Origin of the sequence: Haemophilus sp. UMB1048 (genome assembly GCF_030218125.1) — a bacterium.
Lineage (GTDB): Bacteria > Pseudomonadota > Gammaproteobacteria > Enterobacterales > Pasteurellaceae > Haemophilus_D.
In genome coordinates, this window is sequence record NZ_JASOPB010000001.1 from 1 (window position 1) to 23,588 (window position 23,588).

Annotated in this window: 21 protein-coding genes and 1 rRNA gene; 7 read left to right on the forward strand and 15 right to left on the reverse strand. The window is 39.2% G+C overall.

Features of this window, described 5'->3' with window-relative positions; all coding sequences use genetic code 11:
• From QP437_RS00005 to gmk, 6 genes are all read right to left on the reverse strand, one after another.
• Positions 1-266, reverse strand: a 16S ribosomal RNA gene (locus QP437_RS00005); the annotation flags it as partial.
• A 321-nt stretch (positions 267-587) separates the two neighbouring features.
• Positions 588-1,379: a glutamate racemase gene (murI, locus tag QP437_RS00010; RefSeq protein ID WP_285266529.1), complete on the reverse strand. Its 792-nt coding sequence runs from the start codon at positions 1,377-1,379 to the stop codon at positions 588-590.
• A 30-nt stretch (positions 1,380-1,409) separates the two neighbouring features.
• On the reverse strand, positions 1,410-3,491 hold the full coding sequence (gene recG, locus QP437_RS00015) for an ATP-dependent DNA helicase RecG (RefSeq protein WP_285266530.1): 2,082 nt from the start codon (positions 3,489-3,491) through the stop codon (positions 1,410-1,412).
• On the reverse strand, positions 3,491-5,611 hold the full coding sequence (gene spoT, locus QP437_RS00020; protein WP_285266531.1) for a bifunctional GTP diphosphokinase/guanosine-3',5'-bis pyrophosphate 3'-pyrophosphohydrolase: 2,121 nt from the start codon (positions 5,609-5,611) through the stop codon (positions 3,491-3,493). Before spoT ends, recG begins: the two co-directional genes overlap by 1 nt.
• 74 nt (positions 5,612-5,685) lie before the next feature.
• Positions 5,686-5,952, reverse strand: a complete 267-nt coding sequence (gene rpoZ, locus QP437_RS00025; protein WP_285266532.1) for a DNA-directed RNA polymerase subunit omega — start codon at positions 5,950-5,952, stop codon at positions 5,686-5,688.
• 60 nt (positions 5,953-6,012) lie between these two features.
• A complete protein-coding gene (gene gmk / locus QP437_RS00030) occupies positions 6,013-6,639 on the reverse strand; it encodes a guanylate kinase (RefSeq protein ID WP_285266533.1) in 627 nt (208 codons plus the stop codon).
• Positions 6,640-6,858: 219 nt separating this feature from the next.
• On the opposite strand from gmk, the gene gap reads away from it, so the two are divergent.
• Positions 6,859-7,878, forward strand: a complete 1,020-nt coding sequence (gene gap / locus QP437_RS00035; protein WP_014063969.1) for a type I glyceraldehyde-3-phosphate dehydrogenase — start codon at positions 6,859-6,861, stop codon at positions 7,876-7,878.
• A gap of 226 nt (positions 7,879-8,104) precedes the next feature.
• Positions 8,105-9,922 carry a long-chain fatty acid--CoA ligase gene (locus QP437_RS00040; RefSeq protein ID WP_285266534.1) on the forward strand — a complete coding sequence of 606 codons (1,818 nt, stop codon included), beginning with the start codon at positions 8,105-8,107 and terminating at the stop codon, positions 9,920-9,922.
• A gap of 47 nt (positions 9,923-9,969) precedes the next feature.
• Here QP437_RS00040 and selD read toward each other — a convergent pair whose 3' ends face one another.
• From selD to QP437_RS00055, 3 genes are all read right to left on the reverse strand, one after another.
• Complete coding sequence (selD, locus tag QP437_RS00045) at positions 9,970-11,007, reverse strand: selenide, water dikinase SelD (protein WP_285266535.1); 1,038 nt, start codon at positions 11,005-11,007, stop codon at positions 9,970-9,972.
• A gap of 62 nt (positions 11,008-11,069) precedes the next feature.
• Entirely contained in the window at positions 11,070-12,338 is a 1,269-nt protein-coding gene (locus QP437_RS00050) for an HlyC/CorC family transporter (RefSeq protein WP_285266536.1), read from the reverse strand.
• A gap of 79 nt (positions 12,339-12,417) precedes the next feature.
• Entirely contained in the window at positions 12,418-13,203 is a 786-nt protein-coding gene (locus QP437_RS00055) for an inner membrane protein YpjD (protein WP_285266537.1), read from the reverse strand.
• 140 nt (positions 13,204-13,343) lie between these two features.
• Between QP437_RS00055 and ffh the strand changes: the two genes are divergently transcribed.
• The 5 genes from ffh to hda all read left to right on the forward strand — a co-directional run bounded on the left by ffh (position 13,344) and on the right by hda (position 20,292).
• On the forward strand, positions 13,344-14,735 hold the full coding sequence (gene ffh, locus QP437_RS00060) for a signal recognition particle protein (protein WP_005698426.1): 1,392 nt from the start codon (positions 13,344-13,346) through the stop codon (positions 14,733-14,735).
• A gap of 240 nt (positions 14,736-14,975) precedes the next feature.
• The gene (locus QP437_RS00065) at positions 14,976-17,219 is read left to right on the forward strand and encodes a nitric-oxide reductase large subunit (RefSeq protein ID WP_054419631.1); all 2,244 of its coding nucleotides are present in this window, start codon (positions 14,976-14,978) and stop codon (positions 17,217-17,219) included.
• A gap of 310 nt (positions 17,220-17,529) precedes the next feature.
• Complete coding sequence (upp, locus tag QP437_RS00070) at positions 17,530-18,156, forward strand: uracil phosphoribosyltransferase (RefSeq protein ID WP_014063981.1); 627 nt, start codon at positions 17,530-17,532, stop codon at positions 18,154-18,156.
• A gap of 119 nt (positions 18,157-18,275) precedes the next feature.
• Complete coding sequence (locus QP437_RS00075) at positions 18,276-19,523, forward strand: NCS2 family protein (RefSeq protein WP_111314834.1); 1,248 nt, start codon at positions 18,276-18,278, stop codon at positions 19,521-19,523.
• A 73-nt stretch (positions 19,524-19,596) separates the two neighbouring features.
• Entirely contained in the window at positions 19,597-20,292 is a 696-nt protein-coding gene (gene hda, locus QP437_RS00080) for a DnaA regulatory inactivator Hda (RefSeq protein ID WP_285266538.1), read from the forward strand.
• Positions 20,293-20,348: 56 nt separating this feature from the next.
• On the opposite strand, the gene QP437_RS00085 is transcribed toward hda, so the two are convergent.
• From QP437_RS00085 to QP437_RS00110, 6 genes are read right to left on the reverse strand one after another with little or no spacing between them, the layout of a single operon-like run.
• Complete coding sequence (locus tag QP437_RS00085; protein WP_285266539.1) at positions 20,349-20,669, reverse strand: hypothetical protein; 321 nt, start codon at positions 20,667-20,669, stop codon at positions 20,349-20,351.
• Positions 20,656-21,237: a hypothetical protein gene (locus QP437_RS00090; RefSeq protein WP_285266540.1), complete on the reverse strand. Its 582-nt coding sequence runs from the start codon at positions 21,235-21,237 to the stop codon at positions 20,656-20,658. Before QP437_RS00090 ends, QP437_RS00085 begins: the two co-directional genes overlap by 14 nt.
• A 22-nt stretch (positions 21,238-21,259) precedes the next feature.
• The gene (locus QP437_RS00095; protein WP_285266541.1) at positions 21,260-21,658 is read right to left on the reverse strand and encodes a VOC family protein; all 399 of its coding nucleotides are present in this window, start codon (positions 21,656-21,658) and stop codon (positions 21,260-21,262) included.
• Entirely contained in the window at positions 21,658-22,575 is a 918-nt protein-coding gene (ccmI, locus tag QP437_RS00100) for a c-type cytochrome biogenesis protein CcmI (RefSeq protein WP_285266542.1), read from the reverse strand. The genes QP437_RS00095 and ccmI overlap by 1 nt, the downstream gene beginning before the upstream one ends.
• Positions 22,575-23,039: a cytochrome c-type biogenesis protein gene (locus QP437_RS00105; RefSeq protein ID WP_285266543.1), complete on the reverse strand. Its 465-nt coding sequence runs from the start codon at positions 23,037-23,039 to the stop codon at positions 22,575-22,577. Before QP437_RS00105 ends, ccmI begins: the two co-directional genes overlap by 1 nt.
• Positions 23,039-23,584, reverse strand: a complete 546-nt coding sequence (locus QP437_RS00110; RefSeq protein WP_014063987.1) for a DsbE family thiol:disulfide interchange protein — start codon at positions 23,582-23,584, stop codon at positions 23,039-23,041. Before QP437_RS00110 ends, QP437_RS00105 begins: the two co-directional genes overlap by 1 nt.
• Positions 23,585-23,588 lie beyond the last annotated feature (4 nt).

The window sequence follows — 23,588 nt, forward strand, 5'->3', positions numbered from 1 at the left end:
CCTTTACCTCACCAACTACCTAATCCCACTTGGGCTCATCCTATGGCATGTGGCCCGAAGGTCCCACACTTTAATCTTTCGATATTACGCGGTATTAGCTACAGTTTCCCGTAGTTATCCCCCTCCATAAGCTAGATTCCCAAGCATTACTCACCCGTCCGCCACTCGTCATCAAAGAAGCAAGCTTCTTTATGTTACCGTTCGACTTGCATGTGTTAAGCCTGCCGCCAGCGTTCAATCTGAGCCATGATCAAACTCTTCAATTCAAGTTCAATCGCTCAATACTGCTGACATAAAATGTCACTACTTAAAAAAGTATAATGAATTTCTAGTTAGCACCTATTAAGACTTCAAAATTAAAAAATATTTTTAAAACAAGTCAATCAACAAGTGCCCACACAGATTGTCTGATATATTGTTAAAGAGCAAAAAATAACGACGCACCGGTTTTTCTTAAGATTCACAACGGCGCGTCGTTGTGTGGGGCGTATTATAGGCATTTCAGACGCCTTTGCAAGATCTTTTTGTAAAAAAATGTAAATTTTTTTGCTATTTGCTTACAAACGCACCAACATGACGAGAAAAAATCATTTTAAAACGGTAATACCATCAAATCCCCAGAGAGCCAACGCTTGTTCTAATTGGTGTTTATTCTCTACATCTTGCGTACAAAAAACCTGATTTTTTACCTCTGATTGTGACCGCACTTCTAATTTATTAAGTAAGAACTGCAATCGCTTGGCAATGGCGAATCCTGGATCCATAAAATTCTTCACTTGAGGTAAGCAAATTTGTATTTCATCTTTTATTAAAGGGAAATGGGTACAGCCTAAACAAATCGTATCTAAGTTCTCTATTGAAGCCCAAGGACTTAATTCATTTTTCAATGCAATCAAATCGACCGATTTCCCTTGGATTTTATGCTCTGCGATTTCAACCAGTTTAGTTGAGCCTAATCGTTCAACTATACAATGAGAGGCAAACTGATGAATAAGATCATTAACATAAGGGCGTTTAACCGTACCCTTTGTCGCCAACAGCCCAATATGTTTCGTTTGTGAAATTTCTGCTGCAGGCTTAATAGCTGGTACGGTTCCTACAATTGGAATAGAAAATTGTTCACGCAAAGGTGGTAACACCACCGTACTCGCGGTATTGCAAGCAATCACAATGGCATCAAGTGGATAATCCTTATTAATTTTTTTACAAATATCCAATGTTCGCTGAATGATTGTTTCTTCTGATTTTTCTGAATAGGGGAAACCCGCATTGTCAAAGCAATACAAATAATGGTTATCTGGCATGAGCTTTTTCGCTTCCCGATAAACACTCAAGCCCCCCATTCCTGAATCAAAGAAAAGTACCGTTGATTTGTTCATTTATAAAACTCTTTCAAAAATAGCCGCTCTTTAGGCATTCGAATAAATTTCTCGATTGCTGAGCCAACGACGGATTAAACTTTCTGCCACATCCGGATATTTAACAATTAATGCTTTAGCATAATGTTGAACTGTTGGGATCATTTTGCGATCGCGCATTAAATTAGCTACTTTAAATTCAGCAATCCCTGTCTGTTTTGTGCCCAACACTTCACCAGGACCACGAATTTCTAAATCTTTTTCTGAAATCACAAAACCATCTTGGCTATCGCGTAATACCTGTAAACGTTTTTGTGAAATTTTACCCAATGGCGGTTTATACATTAAGACACAAAAAGACGCCGTACTGCCACGCCCTACGCGTCCACGTAACTGATGGAGTTGTGATAAGCCCAAACGCTCTGCATTTTCAATGATCATTAGACTGGCATTCGGCACATCCACGCCCACTTCGATCACGGTTGTAGCCACAAGTAAATCGAGTTCTGCTTTTTTAAAATCAGTCATAATATCTTGTTTTTCTTGCGGTTTCATTCGCCCATGTACAAGACCAATTTTAAGCATCGGTAACGCTTTCGTTAAATCTTCCCAAATTGCCTCTGCTGCTTGCGCTTCTAATACTTCAGATTCATCAATTAACGTACAAACCCAATAAGCCTGACGCTTTTCATTAATACAGGCATTTTTAACTCGAGCAACGATTTCATCTCGACGCTCTTCTGAAATAACCACTGTCGTAATCGGTGTTCTACCTGGAGGTAATTCATCAATAATAGAAGTATCAAGATCAGCATAAACCGTCATTGCTAAGGTTCTTGGGATTGGCGTTGCTGTCATAATCAGTTGGTGTGGATAGAATCCTGCTTTTTCGCCTTTTTCTCTCAACATCAAACGTTGATGTACACCAAAACGATGCTGTTCGTCAATAATCACCAAGGCTAAATCCGCAAATTCCACTTCCTCTTGGAACAAAGCATGCGTGCCGACCACCATTTGTACCGCACCCGATTTAATCTTTTCCAATTCGGCTTGACGAGCTTTCCCTTTCACCTTACCTGCTAACCAGCCTACTTCAATACCCAAAGGCTCTAACCAACGGCGGAAATTATTCGCATGCTGTTCAGCTAAAATTTCCGTTGGTGCCATTAAAGCCACTTGTTTGCCATTATCAATCGCTAATAAGGCGGCTAATGCTGCTACCAATGTTTTTCCTGAACCTACGTCGCCCTGAACAAGTCGCATCATCGGATAATCTTTCGCTAAATCCTGTTCAATATCCGCCACGACTCTATTTTGGGCATTCGTTGGTTGAAAAGGCAAAGATGCAAGAAAACGTTGCTTCAAATCGGTTTGATAATGCAATGGCAACGCTAAAAACTGCTGCGTACCCAACCGCACTTTTTGCATCGCAAGATTATGTGCAAGGAGCTCTTCAAAGATAAGTCGTTGTTGTGCGGGATGTTGTCCTTTCTCCAAAATATCTAATGAGATATCTGGCGGTGGACGATGCAAAAATCGAATAGCCTCTTTTAGGCTAAAAGGATGTGGATTAAATTCATTAGGTAAAATTTCCGTTAATTGGATTTTATCGAGTAAAGCCAATGCTTGATCGGTTAGCTTACGTAATGAATTTTGTTTTAAACCTTCCGTTGTGGAATAGATAGGCGTGAGCGTTTCCTCTAAAACCAATGGCGCATTATCTCGTATGATTTGATATTCAGGATGATGAATTTCCGCCATAAAGCGTCCACGTTTAATTTCGCCAAACGCTTTGACGCGCGTACCAATCTGAAAACTGTTTTTCATCCCCGCATTAAAATTGAAGAAACGGAGCATAATCTTGCTCGTTCCATCAGAGAGACTAACGGTTAAAATAGGACGGCGCCCAAAGGCAACTTCACAGGTTTGGACAACCCCTTCAATGGTGGCATATTGTTCAGGGCGAAGATCGGCAATAGGAGTAATTCTCGTGCGATCTTCATAACGGATAGGTAAATGAAAAAGTAAGTCTTGGAGATTATGAATTCCAATACGGCTTAATTTATCGGAAATTGCCGCTCCCACACCAGACAAAGTAGTTAAAGGAACGGCATCAAGAAGTTGTGTGCTCATTATGCTTCATTAATATTGCGCTTCAGACGAGTCACACTGGTAATTTGTTTGATTTTTCGCATAATGTTTTCTAAATGATAGATATCTCTTGCGCCAACTTGGATAATGACTAATAACACATTATTCTCTAATTCTTCAGTCCAAATACTTTGAATATTACTTTCACAAGTCGCGACTGCTGTCATGAGGCTACCTAATACATTTTGTTCATTAAGCATTTCAATGTGTAATTCGGCATCAAAATTGACCGCACTTTCAGCCTCTTCCCATTTTGCCGCGGTGAAATCTTTGGCATTACCTGACGTTAAATTAGAACAAGCTTGATGATGTACAACCACACCTTTCTTCGCAGTACTTAATGCCACGATCGGATCACCCGGAATTGGATGACAACATTGAGCGAAAGATGCTTTCATTTCGCCATCTCGGCTCAATGTTAGTGTGCTTTGCGTATTTTCAGACACACCATCCACATCAATTTCAATGGCCTCATCCATTAATTGATGGGCAATGACACTCGACATTTGATTACCCACACCAATTTCCTCAAAAAGCTCATTGAGACTTGAGAGGTTCAATTCATTTAGTAACGCTTGGATTTTATCTTCAGAAACTTCAGAGAGATAATGAGGTTTCAAAGCCATTTCTAGCTGTTTTTTGCCCATCTGAACCGCATCATCTGCACGCAATAATTTTAAGAAATGACGAATACGGGTTCTTGCGCGAGCCGTCACTACAAAGTTTAACCAGCTAACGCTTGGATGAGTATTTTCACTGGTCACAATCTCAACGGTTTGACCAGATTCTAAAGCTTGTGATAACGGATAAGGTTTATGCTCTACTACTGCAGCAACACAATGATTTCCCACATCAGAATGCACTGCATAAGCAAAATCAACAGCTGTTGCGCCCATTGGTAATTCAACGATACGACCTTTCGGCGTAAAGACATAGATTTCTTTCGGGAAAAACTCAGATTTTACGTTCTCAATAAACTCAAAGGAGTTACCTACGTTTTGTTGAATATCCACTAAGCTTTGCAACCAACGTTGTGCGCGTACTTGAGCTGTGGTGCTATCGTTTTTACCACCTTCTTTATACACCCAATGAGCGGTAACGCCCATTTCAGCCACCTGTTCCATTTCTTCAGTCTGAAGATGAACTTCTACGGGCACCCCATGAGGGCCAATCATTGAGGTTTGTAGTGCTTGGTAGCCATTTGCACGTGGCACAGCAATATAATCCTTCACTTTACCAGGGCGAGGCTTATACAAACTATGCATTTGCCCCAATCCTCGATAGCAATCATCAACCGAATTCACAATAACGCGGAAAGCATAAATATCCATAATAGAATGGAATTTTTGATCTTTCATGCGCATTTTTTGATAGATTTTATAGAGATGTTTTTCACGTCCCCAAATACGATTTGTAATGCCTACATTATCAAGACGTTGTGAAATATCATTAGAAATGCGTTGAATCAATTCTTGACGAGAACCACGCGCTTGTTCGACGAGCTTTTTAAGTACTTCATAACGGCGAGGATGCATTGCTTCAAAAGATAAATCTTCTAATTCATTCTTGATATGCTCGATGCCTAAACGGTGGGCTAATGGACAGTAAATCTCTAAGGTTTCTTTTGCGATACGACGACGTTTATCTGGACGTAATGAGCCCAATGTTCGCATATTATGGGTACGGTCAGCCAGTTTGATTAAGACAACGCGAATATCTCGAGTCATCGCTAAAATCATTTTGCGGAAGTTTTCAACCTGTGCTTCTTGGCGGGTACGGAATTTCAATTTATCTAGTTTAGATACGCCGTCAACAATTTCAGCTACGCTAGCACCAAATTCATCTTTTAACTGGGATTCGGTATAAGGGGTATCTTCGATAACATCATGCAACAACGCAGCCATGATTGCTTCATGGTCTAAATGCATTTCTGCAATGATTGAGGCTACCGCAACAGGGTGAGTAATGTAAGGTTCGCCGCTTGAGCGAAATTGTCCTTCGTGAGCATCTCGCGCAATGACGAATGCACGTTTGATTAATTCAATTTTATCGGTGGGCAAATACCCCTGAATAATTCGATCTAAATCTGCAAACAATTCCAAAGGACACCTGACTTTTTGTAGAGAGAAAGACTAGGCGATCAAAATACTTTAATTTTGACCGCACTTTAATGAGATTATTCTGCGATTAACGCTACTGCCACTTCTTCGTTACGTTGATAAGCTGCCGCATCTAAATACTCTTTTGCATCCATGATTTCTTGGTTGATTAACCCTTTTTCGATTTCACGTAATGCGATTACAGTTGGTTTATCGTTATCTTCCGGCACTAACGGCTCACTTTGATGTAACTCTAATTGTCTCGCACGACGAGCGGCGGTTAAAATTAAATCAAAACGGTTACCAATTTTTTCTACTGCATCTTGCACAGTCACTCGAGCCATGTTTTACTCCGATGTTAAAAATAATGTCTATAAAGGGAAAATATTGTACTCAATTCAAGCTTATTTTGCTAGTAGCTGTTGAATTAAGTCTGCATTTTCTGTCTGTTGATAAGCTTTGGTCAAGCGTTCTGCCTGCAAAATGCTTTGTAAATCTGCCAATGCCTGTTCAAAATTATCGTTCACAATAACATAATCATATTCATCATAATGCGAAATTTCGCTGATTGCTTTTGACATTCGCTCAGCAATGACCTCTTTGCTATCCTGTCCGCGTCCAACCAAGCGACGCTCTAATTCTGGCAATGACGGTGGCAAAATGAAAATGCTTTTTACAGACGGTACTTTTTGACGAATTTGCTGCGCACCTTGCCAGTCAATATCTAAAAACACATCAATGCCTTTTGCTAAGTTTTCTTCAATTGCTGGCAATGAAGTGCCGTAATAATTACCGCCAAACACTTTTGCATATTCTAAGAAGTGGCCTTTTTCAATTAAGGTTTCAAATTCGTCTACTGAAACAAAATAGTAATGCACACCATGGCTTTCGCCTGGACGAGGTGAACGCGTTGTGTGTGAAATAGACACCATTTTTTTCGTGCCTTGATTTTTTTCTAATAATGCCGAAATTAATGATGACTTGCCTGCCCCACTTGGTGCAGAAAGAATATATAAATTACCTTGAGACATAATTGAAACCTCTTCTTGTTGTTTGTTTTTATTATACAAAAAGAAAATGAAAAGTGCGGTCAAATTTTCATTTGTTTTACCAAATTGTTAAAAAGTGATCGAGATCACAAAAAAGTGGTATATACCCTTTTTTTTATCAAAATGCCCATGCTATAATCCACGGGAACTCGTTAGAGCAACGATTTTGTTTAACTTAGAAAAATAGAAGGTGAAAATCTTATGGCTATTAAAATTGGTATCAACGGTTTCGGCCGTATCGGTCGTATCGTATTCCGTGCAGCACAACATCGCGATGACATCGAAGTTGTAGGTATCAACGACTTAATCGACGTTGAATACATGGCTTACATGTTGAAATACGATTCAACTCACGGTCGTTTTGACGGTACTGTTGAAGTTAAAGACGGTAACTTAGTAGTAAACGGTAAAACTATCCGTGTTACTTCTGAACGTGATCCTGCAAACCTTAACTGGGGTGCGATTGGCGTTGATGTTGCAGTTGAAGCAACAGGTTTATTCTTAACTGATGAAACAGCACGCAAACACATCACTGCTGGTGCGAAAAAAGTCGTATTAACAGGTCCTTCTAAAGATAGCACACCAATGTTCGTACGTGGTGTAAACTTCGGTGCATACGCAGGTCAAGACATCGTGTCTAACGCTTCTTGTACTACAAACTGTTTAGCACCTTTAGCACGTGTTGTTCACGAAACTTTCGGTATCAAAGATGGTTTAATGACTACAGTTCACGCAACCACAGCAACTCAAAAAACTGTTGATGGTCCATCAGCTAAAGACTGGCGCGGTGGTCGTGGTGCGGCACAAAACATCATCCCTTCATCTACCGGTGCAGCGAAAGCAGTGGGTAAAGTATTACCAGCATTAAACGGTAAATTAACTGGTATGGCGTTCCGTGTTCCTACTCCAAACGTTTCTGTAGTTGACTTAACTGTAAACTTAGAAAAACCAGCAACTTACGAACAAATCAAACAAGCAATCAAAGATGCAGCTGAAGGTAAAACTTTCAACGGCGAATTAAAAGGCGTTTTAGGTTACACTGAAGATGCAGTAGTTTCTACAGACTTCAACGGTTGTGCTTTAACTTCTGTATTTGATGCTGATGCAGGTATCGCATTAACTGATTCTTTCGTTAAATTAGTATCTTGGTACGATAACGAAACTGGTTACTCAAACAAAGTATTAGACTTAGTTGCACACGTTTACAACTACAAAGGCTAATCAAAATACCTAAAAAATTAACCGCTCTTTCAGAGCGGTTTTTTTATTTCCTATCCATTTCACTTAATCAATATTTTTAAATTCTTTATTTCTCATCCGGAGATAAAAATAGAAAAATAAATATGTCTATTATTTATTCTATATTCACAAAATAACAACATTTCACTAGATTTTAAATTTATTTCGTTTATATTAGCGTACAGTTGTTCGCTCAAATAAGGCTTATATGAATTTAGAACGTCATTTCGTCAATCGAATTCGCCAACAGGCAAAAACTCGTCAAAATGCAACCGCACTTCGCCATAAAATTAATGGCTTATGGAAAGATATTTCATGGAACGCATTTCAACAACAGCTTGATCAGCTTTCATTAGCTTTTCTTGCTTGCAATATTCAAGTACAAGATAAAATTGCAATTTTTGCGAACAATATGTCACGTTGGACAATCGCAGATATTGCGGCGCTTCAAGTCCGTGCCATCACCGTTCCAATTTATGCAACAAATACCGCACAACAAGCTGAATTTATTTTAAATCATGCCGATGTCAAAATTCTGTTTGTCGGTGATCAAGAACAATATGATCAAGCGTTAGAAATTGCGCATCAGTGTCCACAATTACAAAAAATTGTGGCCATGAAAGAACAAATTCAATTGAGTGAAAACACTCTTTCTTGCCATTGGGACGATTTAATTCAATTAGGTACAGAAGAATTCCAAACTGAATTTGAAACTCGCTTAGCAAGTAAAACGATGGATGATTTATTCACGATCATCTATACCTCTGGTACAACGGGTGAACCGAAAGGCGTCATGCTTGATTACAGTAACTTGGCACATCAACTTGAAGCCCATGATATTGCCTTAGATGTTAATCAAGATGAGGTTTCACTTTCTTTTTTACCATTTAGCCATATTTTTGAGCGTGCTTGGGTTGCCTATGTGTTACATCGCGGAGCAATCCTTTGTTATCTCGAAGACACCAATCAAGTACGTGAAGCATTAACGGAAGTGCGCCCAACCTTTATGTGTGCGGTACCGCGTTTCTATGAAAAAATTTATTCTGCTGTACTGGATAAAGTCCAAAAAGCCCCTTTTATTCGTCAGATGATTTTCCACTGGGCAATTGCAGTGGGACAAAAACGTTTTGATCTTCTCTCTCAAAATAAAAAAGTCCCGTTCTTCTTGCAAAAACGCTATGCATTGGCCGATAAAATGGTACTTTCTAAGCTACGTTCATTGTTAGGCGGACGTATTAAAATGATGCCTTGCGGTGGCGCAAAATTAGAACCAAGCATTGGCCTTTTCTTCCATAGCATTGGGATTAATATCAAACTCGGTTACGGTATGACAGAAACCACGGCAACCGTTTCTTGCTGGGATGACCATCATTTTAATCCGAATTCTATCGGTAAATTGATGCCAAATACCGAAGTTAAAATTGGTGAAAATAACGAGATTCTGGTGCGTGGCGGCATGGTGATGAAAGGTTACTATAAAAAGCCAGAAGAAACGGCTCAAGCTTTAACCGAAGATGGCTTCTTGAAAACGGGAGATGCGGGTGAATTTGATGCTGAAGGTAATTTATTTATTACCGATCGTATTAAAGAATTGATGAAAACCTCTAACGGCAAATACATTGCGCCACAATACATCGAAGGTAAAATTGGCAAAGATAAATTTATCGAACAAATTGCGATTATTGCTGATGCCAAAAAATATGTTTCAGCGTTGATCGTGCCTTGTTTTGATAGCGTAGAAGAATATGCGAAAAAACTGAATATTAAGTATCAAGATCGCATGGAATTACTCAAACACTCTGAAATTATCAAGATGTTTGAACAACGTATCGAAAGTCTTCAAAAAGAATTGGCGCACTTCGAGCAAGTGAAGAAATTTACGCTACTCTCTCAAGCGTTTAGCGTCAAACTTGGTGAAATCACGCCTACGCTAAAATTACGCCGAAAAGTGATTATGGAACGTTATCGTCATATTATTGACTCGATGTATTCCAACAACAAAGAAAACAAGGAAAATAAAGAATAAAAAAGTGCGGTGAATTTCACCGCACTTTTTATTTTGACGAAAATGATTTATTCGACTTCTACCAGCACACCTTCTTGGTGAGGTTTCAATACACCAACCTCGCTAAGCTCGATACCGGCTTTTTTCGCAATCTCTAAGATTTCTGCTTCACTTTCAGGCTTAACCGCAATCAACAAGCCACCTGAAGTTTGAGGATCGCAAAGTACTGCCTTTTGATAATCCGTAAGAGGACTGATTTTATGACCATAGCTTTCAAAGTTACGGTTGGTTCCACCTGGTACACAACCTTCAGCAATATAATCCGCTACGCCATCTAATAATTTGATTTTATCAAAATGCACAACCGCATTAAGATTTGAGCCTTCACAGATTTCAGCCAAGTGCCCTAACAAACCAAAGCCAGTTACATCTGTCATGGCAGTGACACCTGCCACTTCCGCAAATTGGCTACCAATCAGATTCATTTGGCACATGGCTGCCGTTGCCAACCCTTGATGTTCTGGTTTTAATTTGCCTTTTTTCTCTGCGGTAGTCAGTACACCGATACCTAATGGCTTGGTTAAATAAAGCTTACAATTTGCTTCTGCTGAGGCATTACGTTTTACACGATCGGTAGCAATCACGCCTGTTACGGCTAAACCAAAAATGGGTTCTGGCGCATCAATCGAGTGTCCGCCAGCTAGCGAAATCCCCGCTTGATGACAAGCAAAACGACCACCATCAACTATTTTCTGTGCCACTTCTGCCGGCAATTTATTGATGGGGAAACCTAAAATGGCAATTGCCATAATCGGCTTACCGCCCATTGCGAAAATGTCACTAATGGCGTTGGTTGCCGCAATACGGCCAAAATCAAAAGGATCGTCCACAATCGGCATAAAGAAATCTGTGGTACTGATAATTGCAGTACCATTACCAAGATCATAAACCGCTGCATCATCCGCTGTTTCGTTCCCGACCAATAAATTAGGGTCGGTAAATTTTTCGATTTCTGTCTGTAAAATTGTCCCTAACACCTTAGGCGAAATTTTACAGCCTCAACCTGCGCCGTGGCTATATTGTGTTAAACGAATCTCATCCGTCATGCTAAATCCTTGCTAAAATCACATACCCTTTAAGCTAAAAGTGTGGTCAGAAAATCTGGCGTTTATGACGCTAACTTCTCCACTTTCGCTTGTTTAATCATATTATCGCTGACTTCCAAAATCGTAATTTTCAAGCCATCAATTTCACAAACCGTCCCTTCATCAGGAATATCTTCAAGATGCTCAAGAATCAAACCATTAAAGGTGCGTGCATCTTCCGTATCTAATTCCCAACCAAACATTTTATTTAAATCACGAAGATTCGCCGAACCGTCAATAATCATTGAACCATCAGATTGATGCACCACTTCTTGCTCAATAGATGGTGCCATGGAAGTGGTGAAATCACCTACAATTTCTTCCAAAATATCTTCAAGTGTGACTAACCCTTTAATATCACCATATTCATCCACCACTAAACCAATACGTTCTTTTTTCGTACGGAAATTATCTAATTGTGTTTTAAGCGGAGTACCTTCAGGAATGAAATACACTTCATCGACGGCGCGTAATAAGGTTTCTTTGGTAAATTCATTTTTTTCTAATAACAAACGAAACGCTTCACGCACACGCAAAATCCCTAATACTTGCTCATCAAGGCTGCCTTTATACAACACAATTCGGTTATGTGGTGCATGATTAAGTTGGCGCATAATGGCTTTCCAATCATCATCGATATCAATCCCAGCAATTTCATTACGTGGTACCATGATATCGTCGACAGTCACCGTTTCCATATCTAAAATAGAGAGCAACATTTGTGGATGCTGTTCATCTGGAGTAGCTTCTCCCGCTTCCGATACAATACTACGAAGTTCTTCACGGCTAATCACTTGTTTTTGTAAATCAGGTTTTAAGCCGACCATTCGCATTAAGGTTTTCGTAAAAATATTCATCAACCAAACTAATGGATAGAACACTTTTAACAATAGCGACAAAATGTGACTTGAAAATAATCCCACTTTCTCTGGGTGCATCGCCGCAACCGTTTTAGGGAAAATTTCAGAAAAAACAAGCATTGCAAAGGTTAATAAACCCGTTGCGATTGCTACCCCCGCATCACCATATAAACGCATACCAATCATGGTTGCAATAGCGGAAGCGCTGATATTCACAAGGTTATTAAAGATCAAAATGAAACTTAACAAGGTATCCGGCTTTTCAAGCAGTTTTTCTGCTTTTTGCGCACCTTTATTGCCTTGTTCCGCCAGAAAGCGAAGACGATATTTATTGAGAGAGAGTAAGCCAGTTTCTGAGCCGGAAAAATAGGCAGATAAAATTAAACAGATAATCAGTGTAATAAATAAAGTACTAAGGGGAATACTGTCCAAGGGAAAGTCCTTTTGTTCGTTAATCAACAAAAAGTGCGGTCATTTTTTACCGCACTTTTTACTTGTTCTTTGATTCTTACTAAATCAAGCGGCTACCAAAATAGCCAATCGTGAGCAGAATGATACCTGAAATTGCGTAAATAATCATCCTTTTTCCACGCCAGCCTAATCGCCAATGACCAAAACAAGCAATACCAAAACTAATCCAAGCAAGGAAAGAAAAAATCGCTTTGTGCAGATTTTCTGGGGTCACTGCTTGCAACACATGATAAGTACCAGAAATTAAAGTGAGTGTCAGTAATGCTTCCCCCATCGTAAATAAACAGAAGAAATGACGTTCTACCGCCATCAATGGCGGAATTGCTGGTGAAAATTGGATTTTACGTTTTTTCAAATTGCGATCTAACCATACCAACTGGATCACATAAAGTGTTGCAATAAAACAAACCGCATAGGTAAAGAGCGACAAACCAATATGGAATAACATCAATGTATTTTGATTAAGCATTTGAATAATGTGGCTTGATAAGAATGTCGCAAAGATCAAGCTAATGATCGAAAACGCATACACTATCGGTAAAACAAACCACATCGTGGAAACGAGAAACATTGAAAGTGTCGCCAATGCCGCAATAGTTACGCTCATTAAGGAAGCGATTTGCATTAGCGTAAAACTCTGCCCTGAGGCAAGATCCTCTAACAGAGGGAACGTGCTGACTGCATGCAGAACAATTGCTGTAAGTGCGGTCAGAAAAAACGGGATTTTACTTTGACTCAACTTCCCTTCTGATGAGTTCATCAAAAATGGGGCGATCAACAATAAACTAAGAATGTAAAAAATAATCGAAAAAAGGGCAAACCACATAATGCTTTCTCTTTACTAGGAATTATTCTTATTTTAACGGATCTTTTCTCTAGATCGCCATAATTTTATTTGAAATGATGAAAAACGCCCAAATTTCGGTATAATCACGGCAATTTTTTTAAGAAAAAACAGGATTTAAAATGTTTGAGAATTTATCGGATCGCCTTTCCAAAACGCTACGCAACATTAGCGGTAAAGGGCGTTTAACTGAAGATAATATTAAAGAAACCCTACGCGAAGTACGCATGGCATTATTAGAAGCAGACGTTGCTTTGCCTGTCGTACGTGAATTTATTGCTAAAGTAAAAGAAAGCGCATTAGGCGAAGAAGTTAATAAAAGCTTAACACCAGGCCAAGAGTTCTTAAAAATCGTTCAACGTGAACTCGAAAAAGCCATGGGTGAAGCCAATGAGAGCTTAAACCTAGCAACACAGCCACCTGCAGTTATTTTAATGGCGGGTTTACAAGGTGCGGGTAAAACCACCAGCGTGGGTAAATTAGCAAAATTCTTACGCGAACGTCATAAAAAGAAAGTGCTTGTAGTATCTGCCGACGTATATCGTCCTGCAGCAATCAAACAGCTTGAGACCTTAGCACAATCTGTTGGTGTGGATTTCTTTCCATCTGATGTTAAACAAAAACCGGTAGAGATTGCCAAAGCGGCACTTGCTGACGCTAAACTCAAATTCTACGATGTATTAATCGTGGATACGGCGGGTCGCTTACACGTTGATAGCGAGATGATGGATGAAATCAAGCAAGTTCACGCAACATTAAATCCAATCGAGACTCTTTTCACGGTTGATGCAATGACCGGTCAAGATGCAGCAAATACAGCAAAAGCCTTCAATGAAGCCTTGCCACTTACTGGGGTTATCTTAACCAAAGTGGATGGTGATGCGCGTGGTGGTGCGGCCTTATCTATTCGTCAAATTACGGGTAAACCGATTAAATTCCTTGGTGTGGGCGAAAAAACAGAAGCCCTCGAGCCATTCCATCCTGATCGCGTAGCGTCGCGTATTTTAGGTATGGGTGATGTGCTTTCCCTTATCGAAGATCTTGAACGTTCGGTGGATCGCGAAAAAGCGGAAAAAATGGCACAGAAATTCAAGAAAGGTGATGATTTCACCCTAGACGATTTCCGTGAACAGCTCCGTGAGATGAAAAAAATGGGCGGCATGATGTCGATGCTTGAAAAATTACCGGGTGCGAAAAACTTACCAGATCATGTCAAAAATCAAGTAGATGACAAAATGTTTATCAAAATGGAAGCCATCATTAATTCCATGACCTTAAAAGAACGTGCCAATCCAGACATTATCAAAGGATCTCGCCGTCGTCGCATTGCATTAGGTTCTGGTACACAAGTTCAAGATGTGAATAAGTTGCTGAAACAATTTGATGAAATGCAACGTATGATGAAGAAAATGCGCAAAGGCGGCATGGCGAAGATGATGCGTGGCATGCAAGGCTTAATGGGCGGAGGCGGCTTAGGTGGCCTTGGCGGTTTAGGCGGCATGTTTAAACGTTAATCCCCTCTTCAAATAAAGTGCGGTCAAAATCAATAGGTTTTTGGCCGTTTTTTTTATCTTTTTAGTTAGCATTTCCTATTACCCGATTAAATTACTCAGTTTTAGGTAATATTTTCATCACTTGATAGTCGATATAATTGCTCAGGTATTTTACTTCGCGTAAAATCTAGCCCTTGATGGCTATTCTCGGAAAGTTAACCATCATGGCATCATATTTTTTAATCATCTAGGAGTGATAAAATGGGACAGTATAAAAAGTTCTGGTACCTATTAGTCGCCGTATTAATTGGAGCATTCTCCATTCTCGGTTACTATGGGTTCGAAGTTTATCGTGAAGCACCACCAATTCCGCAACAATATGTTTCAGAATCAGGTGAAAAAGTGATTACTCACGATGAAATTTTACATGGTCAAACCGCTTGGCAAACCACTGGTGGTATGCAAGTGGGATCTGTTTGGGGTCATGGGGCATACCAAGCACCAGACTGGACAGCAGATTGGCTTCACCGTGAATTAACTAACTGGTTGGATATTACAGCGAACCAAGAATTTGGTAAAAACTTTGCTGATTTAAATGATGAACAGCAAACGTTATTAAAAGCGCGTTTAACCAAAGAATATCGTGGTAGCAAAGTTGAAAACGGTACTGTTGTGCTTTCAAACACCCGTTTAGCGGCAATGGAAAAAACAGCACAATACTACATTTCTTTATATGGTGATGATCCTGCAACCAAAGTGACTCGTGAACACTTTGCGATGAAGGATAATACCCTTCCTGACTTACAAGCACGTAAAGACTTAACTAAATTCTTCTTCTGGACAGCATGGACTGCCTCTGCAGAACGTCCAAATACAAATGCAAGTTATACCAACAACTGGCCACATGAGCCGTTAATCAACAATGTACCAACACCAGAAAACGTGGTTTGGTCTATTGCGAGTGTGGTATTCCTCATTGCTGGTATTGGTTTCGTGGTATGGATTTGGTCATTCAAAAAACGTGAAGATGAACAAGATCCACCGATTCCGGAAGTTGATCCCCTCACAAAACTACAGTTAACCCCTTCTCAACGCGCATTAGGTAAATATCTCTTTACGGTGCTTGCATTATTCTTACTGCAAGTGAATTTAGGGGCGATTGTTGCTCACTATACTGTTGAAGGTCAAGAATTCTATGGTATTGATATCTCTCAATACTTACCTTATTCATTAGTGCGTACATGGCATATTCAAGCGGCATTATTCTGGATTGCAATGGCATTCTTAGCTGGCGGTTTATTCCTGGCACCGATCATCAATGGTGGTAAAGATCCGAAATTCCAAAAATTGGGCGTAGATGTTTTATTCTGGGCATTAGTGGTATTAGTCGTCGGTTCATTCACCGGAAGTTATTTAGCAATTGCACATATTCTTCCAGAAGAATGGAGCTTCATGTTCGGCCACCAAGGCTATGAGTTCATTGACTTAGGTCGTTTCTGGCAAGCGGTGAAATTCGCTGGTATCTTATTCTGGTTAGTCTTAATGCTTCGCGGTACAGTGAACGCATTTAAACAACCAGGAGACAAAAACTTATTAGCGTTATTCTTCGCTTCTGTCATTGCAATCGGCTTATTCTATGGCCCTGCATTATTCTACGGCGAGCACACTCACATTTCTGTGATGGAATACTGGCGTTGGTGGGTCGTTCACCTATGGGTAGAAGGCTTCTTTGAAGTATTCTCTGTAGCGGCACTCTCATTCATCTTCGTAAGTTTAGGTTTAGTTTCTCGTCGTACTGCGACTGTAGCAACTATTACTGAAGCGGCATTATTCTTAATCGGTGGTATCCCTGGTACGTTCCACCACCTATACTTCGCAGGTGCAACTACACCAATTATCGCAGTAGGTGCGTCATTCTCTGCACTTGAAGTGGTTCCATTAGTGTTATTAGGTCATGAAGCTTGGGAACACTGGGAAATGCAACAAAAAACACCTTGGATGGAACGCTTAAAATGGCCTCTTTACTGCTTCGTAGCCGTAGCGTTCTGGAATATGTTAGGTGCTGGCGTATTTGGTTTCTTAATCAATCCACCAATTTCGCTTTACTATATCCAAGGCTTGAACACCACTGCCGTTCACGCTCACGCAGCATTATTCGGTGTGTATGGTTTCTTAGCATTAGGTTTCGTGTTCTTAATTGCTCGTTATTTACGTCCAGATACACCATTTAACGATAAGTTAATGAAATGGGGCTTCTGGTTATTAAATGGCGGTTTAGTATTAATGATCGTATCAAGCTTATTACCAATCGGTATTATTCAAGGTTATGCAAGTATCTCTGAAGGCTTATGGTATGCGCGTAGTGAAGAATTTATGCAACAACCATTATTCGATACCTTACGTTGGGTTCGTTTAGGTGGTGATGTGGTATTCATCTTCGGTGCACTAGCCTTCTTCTGGCAAATCTTTACGATGATTTTCTTCAAACCGAAAAAAACAGCTTAACTAGGTTTATTATCATGCAAAAGCGGCTAAGTAATTAGCCGCTTTTTATTTATAAAAAATCCATTATCTTTTTTGACCGCATTTTTATTTTCATTAAATGATTTCCTTTAGCGGGGAAAATAATGTGAATATTTATAAGAGAGTGAATAAGAGAGCCATTAGCTTTATGACCAGTGTTGAGAATGTATTTCATCAAAGTGCGATTAATTTTTTAATTGTTTTTATACCCAACTGTCATAATAAAAATACTAGGCAATTGAATATTTCTGATATAAAATTCTCCGATTTGTTTTTTAAAGGGAGAAAAAAGATGAAACTCGTTGAAGTAAAACATCCGCTTGTTAAACATAAATTAGGCGTGATGCGCGAAGCTGATATTGATACTAAAAAATTCCGTGAACTTGCAACAGAAGTGGGCAGCTTACTCACCTATGAAGCGACAGCCGATCTCGAAACAGAAAAAGTGATTATCGAAGGTTGGAACGGTCCTGTTGAAATCGACCGTATCAAAGGTAAAAAAGTTACTGTTGTACCAATTTTACGTGCAGGCCTCGGCATGATGGATGGCGTTTTAGAACATGTTCCTAGTGCTCGCATCAGTGTAGTCGGGATTTATCGTAATGAAGAAACTCTTGAACCCGTCCCTTATTTCCAAAAACTAGCCAGTGACTTAGAAGAACGTTTAGCTATCGTTGTGGATCCAATGCTTGCAACGGGTGGTTCAATGATCTCTACAATTGATCTATTAAAAGCAAAAGGTTGCCAACATATCAAAGTATTAGTATTAGTCGCGGCACCAGAAGGGATTAAAGCATTAGAAAAAGCACATCCGGATATCGAACTTTATTGCGCATCGATTGATGATCACTTAAATGAACAAGGCTACATCATTCCAGGCTTGGGGGATGCAGGCGATAAGATTTTTGGGACGAAATAATTCCCTTTTAATAAGACGGCATTTATAGCCGTCTTTTTTCCGTGCGTGAAAACACAAAAGCTAAAAAGCATTAAAACCGACCGCACTTTCAGTTAATTCAAACCGAGAGTTGAAACTAAATGAGTAATCAAACTACAACCGCACCTGTTGAGGTGCAAAGCATGGGCAAACAAGCGTTTGTCGGTTTACAGATGTTATTTGTTGCCTTTGGCGCCTTAGTATTAGTTCCTTTAATCACTGGATTAAATTCTAATACAGCCCTTCTTACCGCAGGTATTGGTACACTACTTTTCCAACTTTGTACCGGTAAACAGGTTCCTATTTTTTTAGCCTCCTCTTTTGCCTTTATTGCGCCTATTCAATATGGCGTACAAACTTGGGGCATTCCAACCACAATGGGCGGACTTGCTTGTGCGGGTTTAGTCTATTTCGCACTATCAACCTTAGTAAAATTACGTGGTAGTGCTGCGCTTGAGCGTATCTTCCCGCCTGTTGTTGTCGGTCCCGTAATTATCATTATTGGTATGGGACTTGCACCTGTTGCTGTGGATATGGCATTAGGTAAAAACAGTGCATATAGCTATGAGCATTCGGTATTGGTTTCGATGATTACCTTAGTCACTACCCTTTCTGTTGCGGTATTTGCTAAAGGTATGATGAAACTGATTCCAATTATGTTTGGTATCGTTGCTGGCTATGTGGTTTGTTTATTCCTAGGATTAATTAACTTCCAACCTGTTTTAGACGCAAAATGGTTTGAATTACCTCAGTTAACCAAACCAGAATTTAATTTAGAAGCCATTCTTTATATGCTCCCCATTGCTATCGCACCAGCCGTTGAACACGTTGGTGGGATTATGGCAATCAGTTCTGTAACAGGTAAAGATTTCCTTAAAAAACCAGGCTTACACCGCACCTTATTAGGCGATGGTGTTGCAACGGCTGCAGCGTCATTAGTAGGTGGTCCACCAAATACCACTTATGCTGAAGTAACGGGTGCTGTAATGCTAACTCGCAACTTTAATCCAAATATTATGACTTGGGCTGCAGTATGGGCAATTGCAATTTCCTTCTGTGGTAAAGTAGGTGCATTCCTTTCTACTATCCCAACCATCGTAATGGGTGGTATTATGATGTTAGTATTCGGTTCGATTGCCGTTGTCGGGATGAGTACCTTAATTAAAGGTAAAGTGGATGTAACTGAACCTCGCAACCTTTGCATCATTTCTGTGGTGATGACTTTCGGGATCGGTAATATGTTTGTCAACGTTGGCGATGCTGTTTCCCTAAAAGGTATCAGTCTTTGTGCTATCGTCGCGATTGTACTGAACTTGATTTTGCCAAAAGCAAAAAATGAAGTAGAATAAAACTTCCCAAACAAAAGGGTTAAATGAAAATTTAGCCCTTTCTTTTTTTTATTTTAAATCAACTCGTTAATCCGTGAATCAGCAACTTTCTTTACCTATTCATCAAATTGATGATGAAACGCTTGAGAATTTTTATAGCGATAATAATGCATTATTGCTCAATTCTTTGCGTCAAAATATGGCTGATTTACAACAGCAATTCTTCTATCTCTGGGGCAGCCAAAGCGTCGGAAAAACTCATCTGTTACGCGCACTCTGTAATGAATATATTCAGCAACAACGTAGTGCGATTTATGTTCCATTGAGCAAATCACAATATTTCTCCACTGCGGTTTTTGAACATTTAGAACAGCAAGAGTTGGTTTGCCTGGATGATTTACAAGCAGTTATTGGAAATTCAGAATGGGAAATAGCTTTGTTTGATCTCTTTAATCGTATTAAAGCTAATGGTAAAACCTTATTGGTTGTCAGTGCAGAGCAATCTCCTACTGCTCTCCCCGTTAAATTACCAGATCTGGCTTCTCGCTTAAAATGGGGAGAAAGTTATCAATTGATTCCACTCAGCGATGAACAAAAACTCGCTGTATTGAAACAAAATGCCCATCAGCGAGGCATTATGCTTTCAGATGATACTGCCAATTTTATATTTACTCGTTTAGAGCGAGATATGGCGACATTAAAAGAGGCATTAGTTCAACTCGATAAAGCCTCGTTGCAAGCTAAACGAAATCTGACAATTCCTTTTGTGAAATATATTTTAGGCTTATAAACAGATAAAAAAATAACCGCACTTTTTCAAGTACGGTTAATTTTTTAGTCATTTAATTACCAGCAGTGATGGCAATAACCAACACCGACACTCGGCATTATTGCTACAGGAATGCGAGAATAACCTGTATGTTTAGAACGATGATCACTCGCATTCATTTCATTTGGAACGCTATCTCTTTGTGCAACTTTAGCTTTTTCTCGAGCAGTGACAGTATTACCACTTGTTACTCGAGCATTGTAATCTTGTACGGAATTCATATCATACATCGCTGCACCATTACCAATACTTGAAGCTTCCTGAGGTGCTGTACAAGCTGTTAAAACAGATAATGCTGCAATAGAAATTAATTTTTTCATAACGTTACCTTTTATCACAAACTACTTTATTGAGTGTTTCTCTGCCTTCTTTAATCCGCGCATTTGCTTTTTTTCTAATGTTTGGATCTTCATTTTGCTCAATGTATTTCGCTACATTCGCATTTCGGATTGCATAAACAGGCACATACTGTGAATGTTTTGTCTCACCTTTTTTATAAATCGTTGCCCCTAACACACTACCATAATACTCACTGGCATCATTAGGTTTGATGTAATAATTACTGGTATTAGTGACATCTACGCCATCATCACTTTTAAAACCGCTACAAATCCCCGCGGGTGAAAGAAACGTTGTTTTTGATGCCGCAGCTTCATTAAATTTATATACCTCAAATTCAACACTATTAGCCAGTTCTTCCATATCTTTTTCAGATTTAGGATCTAAACTTCGCTGTCCTTTCCCATCAATATATTTCACGGTTTCAGAAACATTACTTTCAGAAACATTATTTTCAGGTGTCTTCATTTTCGTTGCATATACAACACTACTACCTTCGGCTAAAACAGCTGATGATGCCAAAATACAAAATGAGTAAATCCCAATTTTTTTCTTAATATGACTCATAATACTAATGCGATTCCCTAAGTTAATAATTGTTTTCGTATAATTCGATGGGTAAATAATCCGGGTCTCGGAAGAAAGTGTACTTCATTCCGGTTAATTCATCAACCCGAATTGACTCACAAGAGACGCCTTTTTCTAAAAGATAAGCGACATATTCATCAATACTTTCTACTTTGAATGCTAAATGCCGTAAACCACAAGCTTCAGAATTTGTTACTCTTTGAGGCGGATTTGGAAATGAAAATAACTCAATTAGACTCCCATCAGGAAAACTTAAATCTAATTTATAACTATCTCGTTCTGCCCGATAAGTTTCATTTAGCTGTTTCGCCCCTAAAATCTCCATATAAAAATACTTCGAACGTGCATAGTTCGAAGCAATAATCGCAATATGGTGAAAACCTAATAATTGAGGTTTCATTATTTCTCCGGTGTGATACTTTTTGCTTTTTCTTCTTCCTGTAAAGCGAGCGCATCACGTGCTGCACGAATACTTTTCTCAAGCATTGGCACGCGAGGATCATCTGGCTCCAATAAACGTAGCATCATAGCCCAGGTGACGGCAGCCATTTTATAATCCTCACCCTCAAAATAACTGAAAGCTAGTAAACTTAATGCTTCTGGATTAGAATGATCTTGACGAATAATTTCACGTAAAAGTTGATTACCTTTCAGTTTATCCGTTTGATCTTCAGAAGACATTAACATACGCGCATAAGAAAGCTTATAATCTAAATTATCCGGCTCAAGTTTATTCGCTTGTTGGTAACTATCAAAGGCTAATTTTCCATTACCTAAATTCATCCCTACCTGACCTAATAACCACCATTTTTTAGCATCCTTTGGTGTTTTTTGTAAATCCAAACGAAGTGCGGTCGAAAATTGCTGCATTTCTGCATCCGTCATTGGGTTTGTGTCTTCTTCTTTAATTCGTTCAAAGAAGTAAGGTAATTTTGCCAATGTTTTTTCCATCATATCCTCGGCTTTCCAAGATCCCAAAGGAAAATAAGCTCCTGCTGCAATAATGGCCAAACCTAATAAACCAGAAACAAACCATAACTTACCGTAATTTTTGGCATTATTATCGATCGTTTGTGTTTCTTGTTGAGGAATATCTTCTAATAATGTCTTTTGTAGCTCTTGTTTAAGTTGTTCAACGTTCTCTACTAAGCCTTGCTGATTATCTTGCTCTATCTCTTTTAAGCGAGAAAAATACAGGGCTTTATTTAACTCATCACGCTTTTTATCTTCTTTTGCTTTAACAGAACGCAACAATGGATAAAAACAAATCAATGCCACCACTAAAGTGAGCACAATAATACTTAATGCAAAATTCATTATTTATCCTTTTCTTTGAGTAAAGCCGATAAACGTGCATTCTCTTCATCATCTAAAATCGCGTCAGAATTGACCGCACTTGGGCTTTTTGATTTACGTTTAAATATAAATAAAATGCCAATCAACACTAACAAAATTGGGGCAATCCATAATACGATTGTTGATGTCGTCATTGGTGGATCATAAGTCACAAAATTGCCATAACGTTGAATCATATAATCGACAACTTCATGTCGATTTTTGCCTTCTTGCAACAATTCAAACACTTTGCCACGCATATCTACGGCAATGGTTGCATTAGAATCGGCAATATTATTATTTTGACATTGTGGACAACGCAATTCTTGCGTTAATTGATGATAGTCCTTTTCTTGCTCTGGTGAAGCAAAATTCAATGCATCAATAGAAGCCGTCGCCGAGATACTCACCAAAAGTGCGGTTAAAAAAAGCCATGATTTTTTCATTATGGTTTCTCCGCGAGTTTGTCATAAATCGGTTTTAAGGTCTCAGTCCAAACGCGTTCATTCACATCCCCCGCTAAGCGATAATGAATCACACCTTTACCATCTACAATAAATGTTTCCGGTGCGCCATAAACACCTAAATCTAATGCAAAAGAGCCTTTTTCATCTTTAAGCACAAGACTGTAAGGGTTACCTAAATCTTTCAGCCATTTCATCGCTTTTGGCGATTCATCTTTATAGTCTAAACCTATGATTGTCACGCCTTGTTTAGCTAATTGATTCAAATATTGATGTTCTGCATAACAAGTTGGACACCAAGTCGCCCACACATTTAAGAGAATTGGTTTACCTTGTTGGAAAATTTCATTACCGTAGGTTTTATTTTCCAATAAATCCGTTAATGTTTTCTGCGGCACAGGTTTTCCTACTAGGGCAGACTCTAACGCTTTCGGATCATCACCTTGTGCATTGCGTCCAAGTTGAACTAAAAATGCCACAACGACAGCTAGAAAAATAATAAGTGGGATAAGTAGTTTTTTATTCATAACA

Excerpts from the sequence above, each read along its gene's own strand:
- QP437_RS00105 (WP_285266543.1), bottom strand. The coding sequence starts at position 23,039 with ATGAAAAAATCATGGCTTTTTTTAACCGCACTTTTGGTGAGTATCTCG.
- ffh (WP_005698426.1), top strand. The coding sequence starts at position 13,344 with ATGTTTGAGAATTTATCGGATCGCCTTTCCAAAACGCTACGCAACATT.
- QP437_RS00095 (WP_285266541.1), bottom strand. The coding sequence starts at position 21,658 with ATGAAACCTCAATTATTAGGTTTTCACCATATTGCGATTATTGCTTCG.
- QP437_RS00075 (WP_111314834.1), top strand. The coding sequence starts at position 18,276 with ATGAGTAATCAAACTACAACCGCACCTGTTGAGGTGCAAAGCATGGGC.
- recG (WP_285266530.1), bottom strand. The coding sequence starts at position 3,491 with ATGAGCACACAACTTCTTGATGCCGTTCCTTTAACTACTTTGTCTGGT.
- QP437_RS00040 (WP_285266534.1), top strand. The coding sequence starts at position 8,105 with ATGAATTTAGAACGTCATTTCGTCAATCGAATTCGCCAACAGGCAAAA.
- gmk (WP_285266533.1), bottom strand. The coding sequence starts at position 6,639 with ATGTCTCAAGGTAATTTATATATTCTTTCTGCACCAAGTGGGGCAGGC.
- QP437_RS00065 (WP_054419631.1), top strand. The coding sequence starts at position 14,976 with ATGGGACAGTATAAAAAGTTCTGGTACCTATTAGTCGCCGTATTAATT.
- ccmI (WP_285266542.1), bottom strand. The coding sequence starts at position 22,575 with ATGAATTTTGCATTAAGTATTATTGTGCTCACTTTAGTGGTGGCATTG.
- murI (WP_285266529.1), bottom strand. The coding sequence starts at position 1,379 with ATGAACAAATCAACGGTACTTTTCTTTGATTCAGGAATGGGGGGCTTG.
- QP437_RS00055 (WP_285266537.1), bottom strand. The coding sequence starts at position 13,203 with ATGTGGTTTGCCCTTTTTTCGATTATTTTTTACATTCTTAGTTTATTG.
- QP437_RS00110 (WP_014063987.1), bottom strand. The coding sequence starts at position 23,584 with ATGAATAAAAAACTACTTATCCCACTTATTATTTTTCTAGCTGTCGTT.
- upp (WP_014063981.1), top strand. The coding sequence starts at position 17,530 with ATGAAACTCGTTGAAGTAAAACATCCGCTTGTTAAACATAAATTAGGC.
- gap (WP_014063969.1), top strand. The coding sequence starts at position 6,859 with ATGGCTATTAAAATTGGTATCAACGGTTTCGGCCGTATCGGTCGTATC.
- rpoZ (WP_285266532.1), bottom strand. The coding sequence starts at position 5,952 with ATGGCTCGAGTGACTGTGCAAGATGCAGTAGAAAAAATTGGTAACCGT.
- QP437_RS00090 (WP_285266540.1), bottom strand. The coding sequence starts at position 21,237 with ATGAGTCATATTAAGAAAAAAATTGGGATTTACTCATTTTGTATTTTG.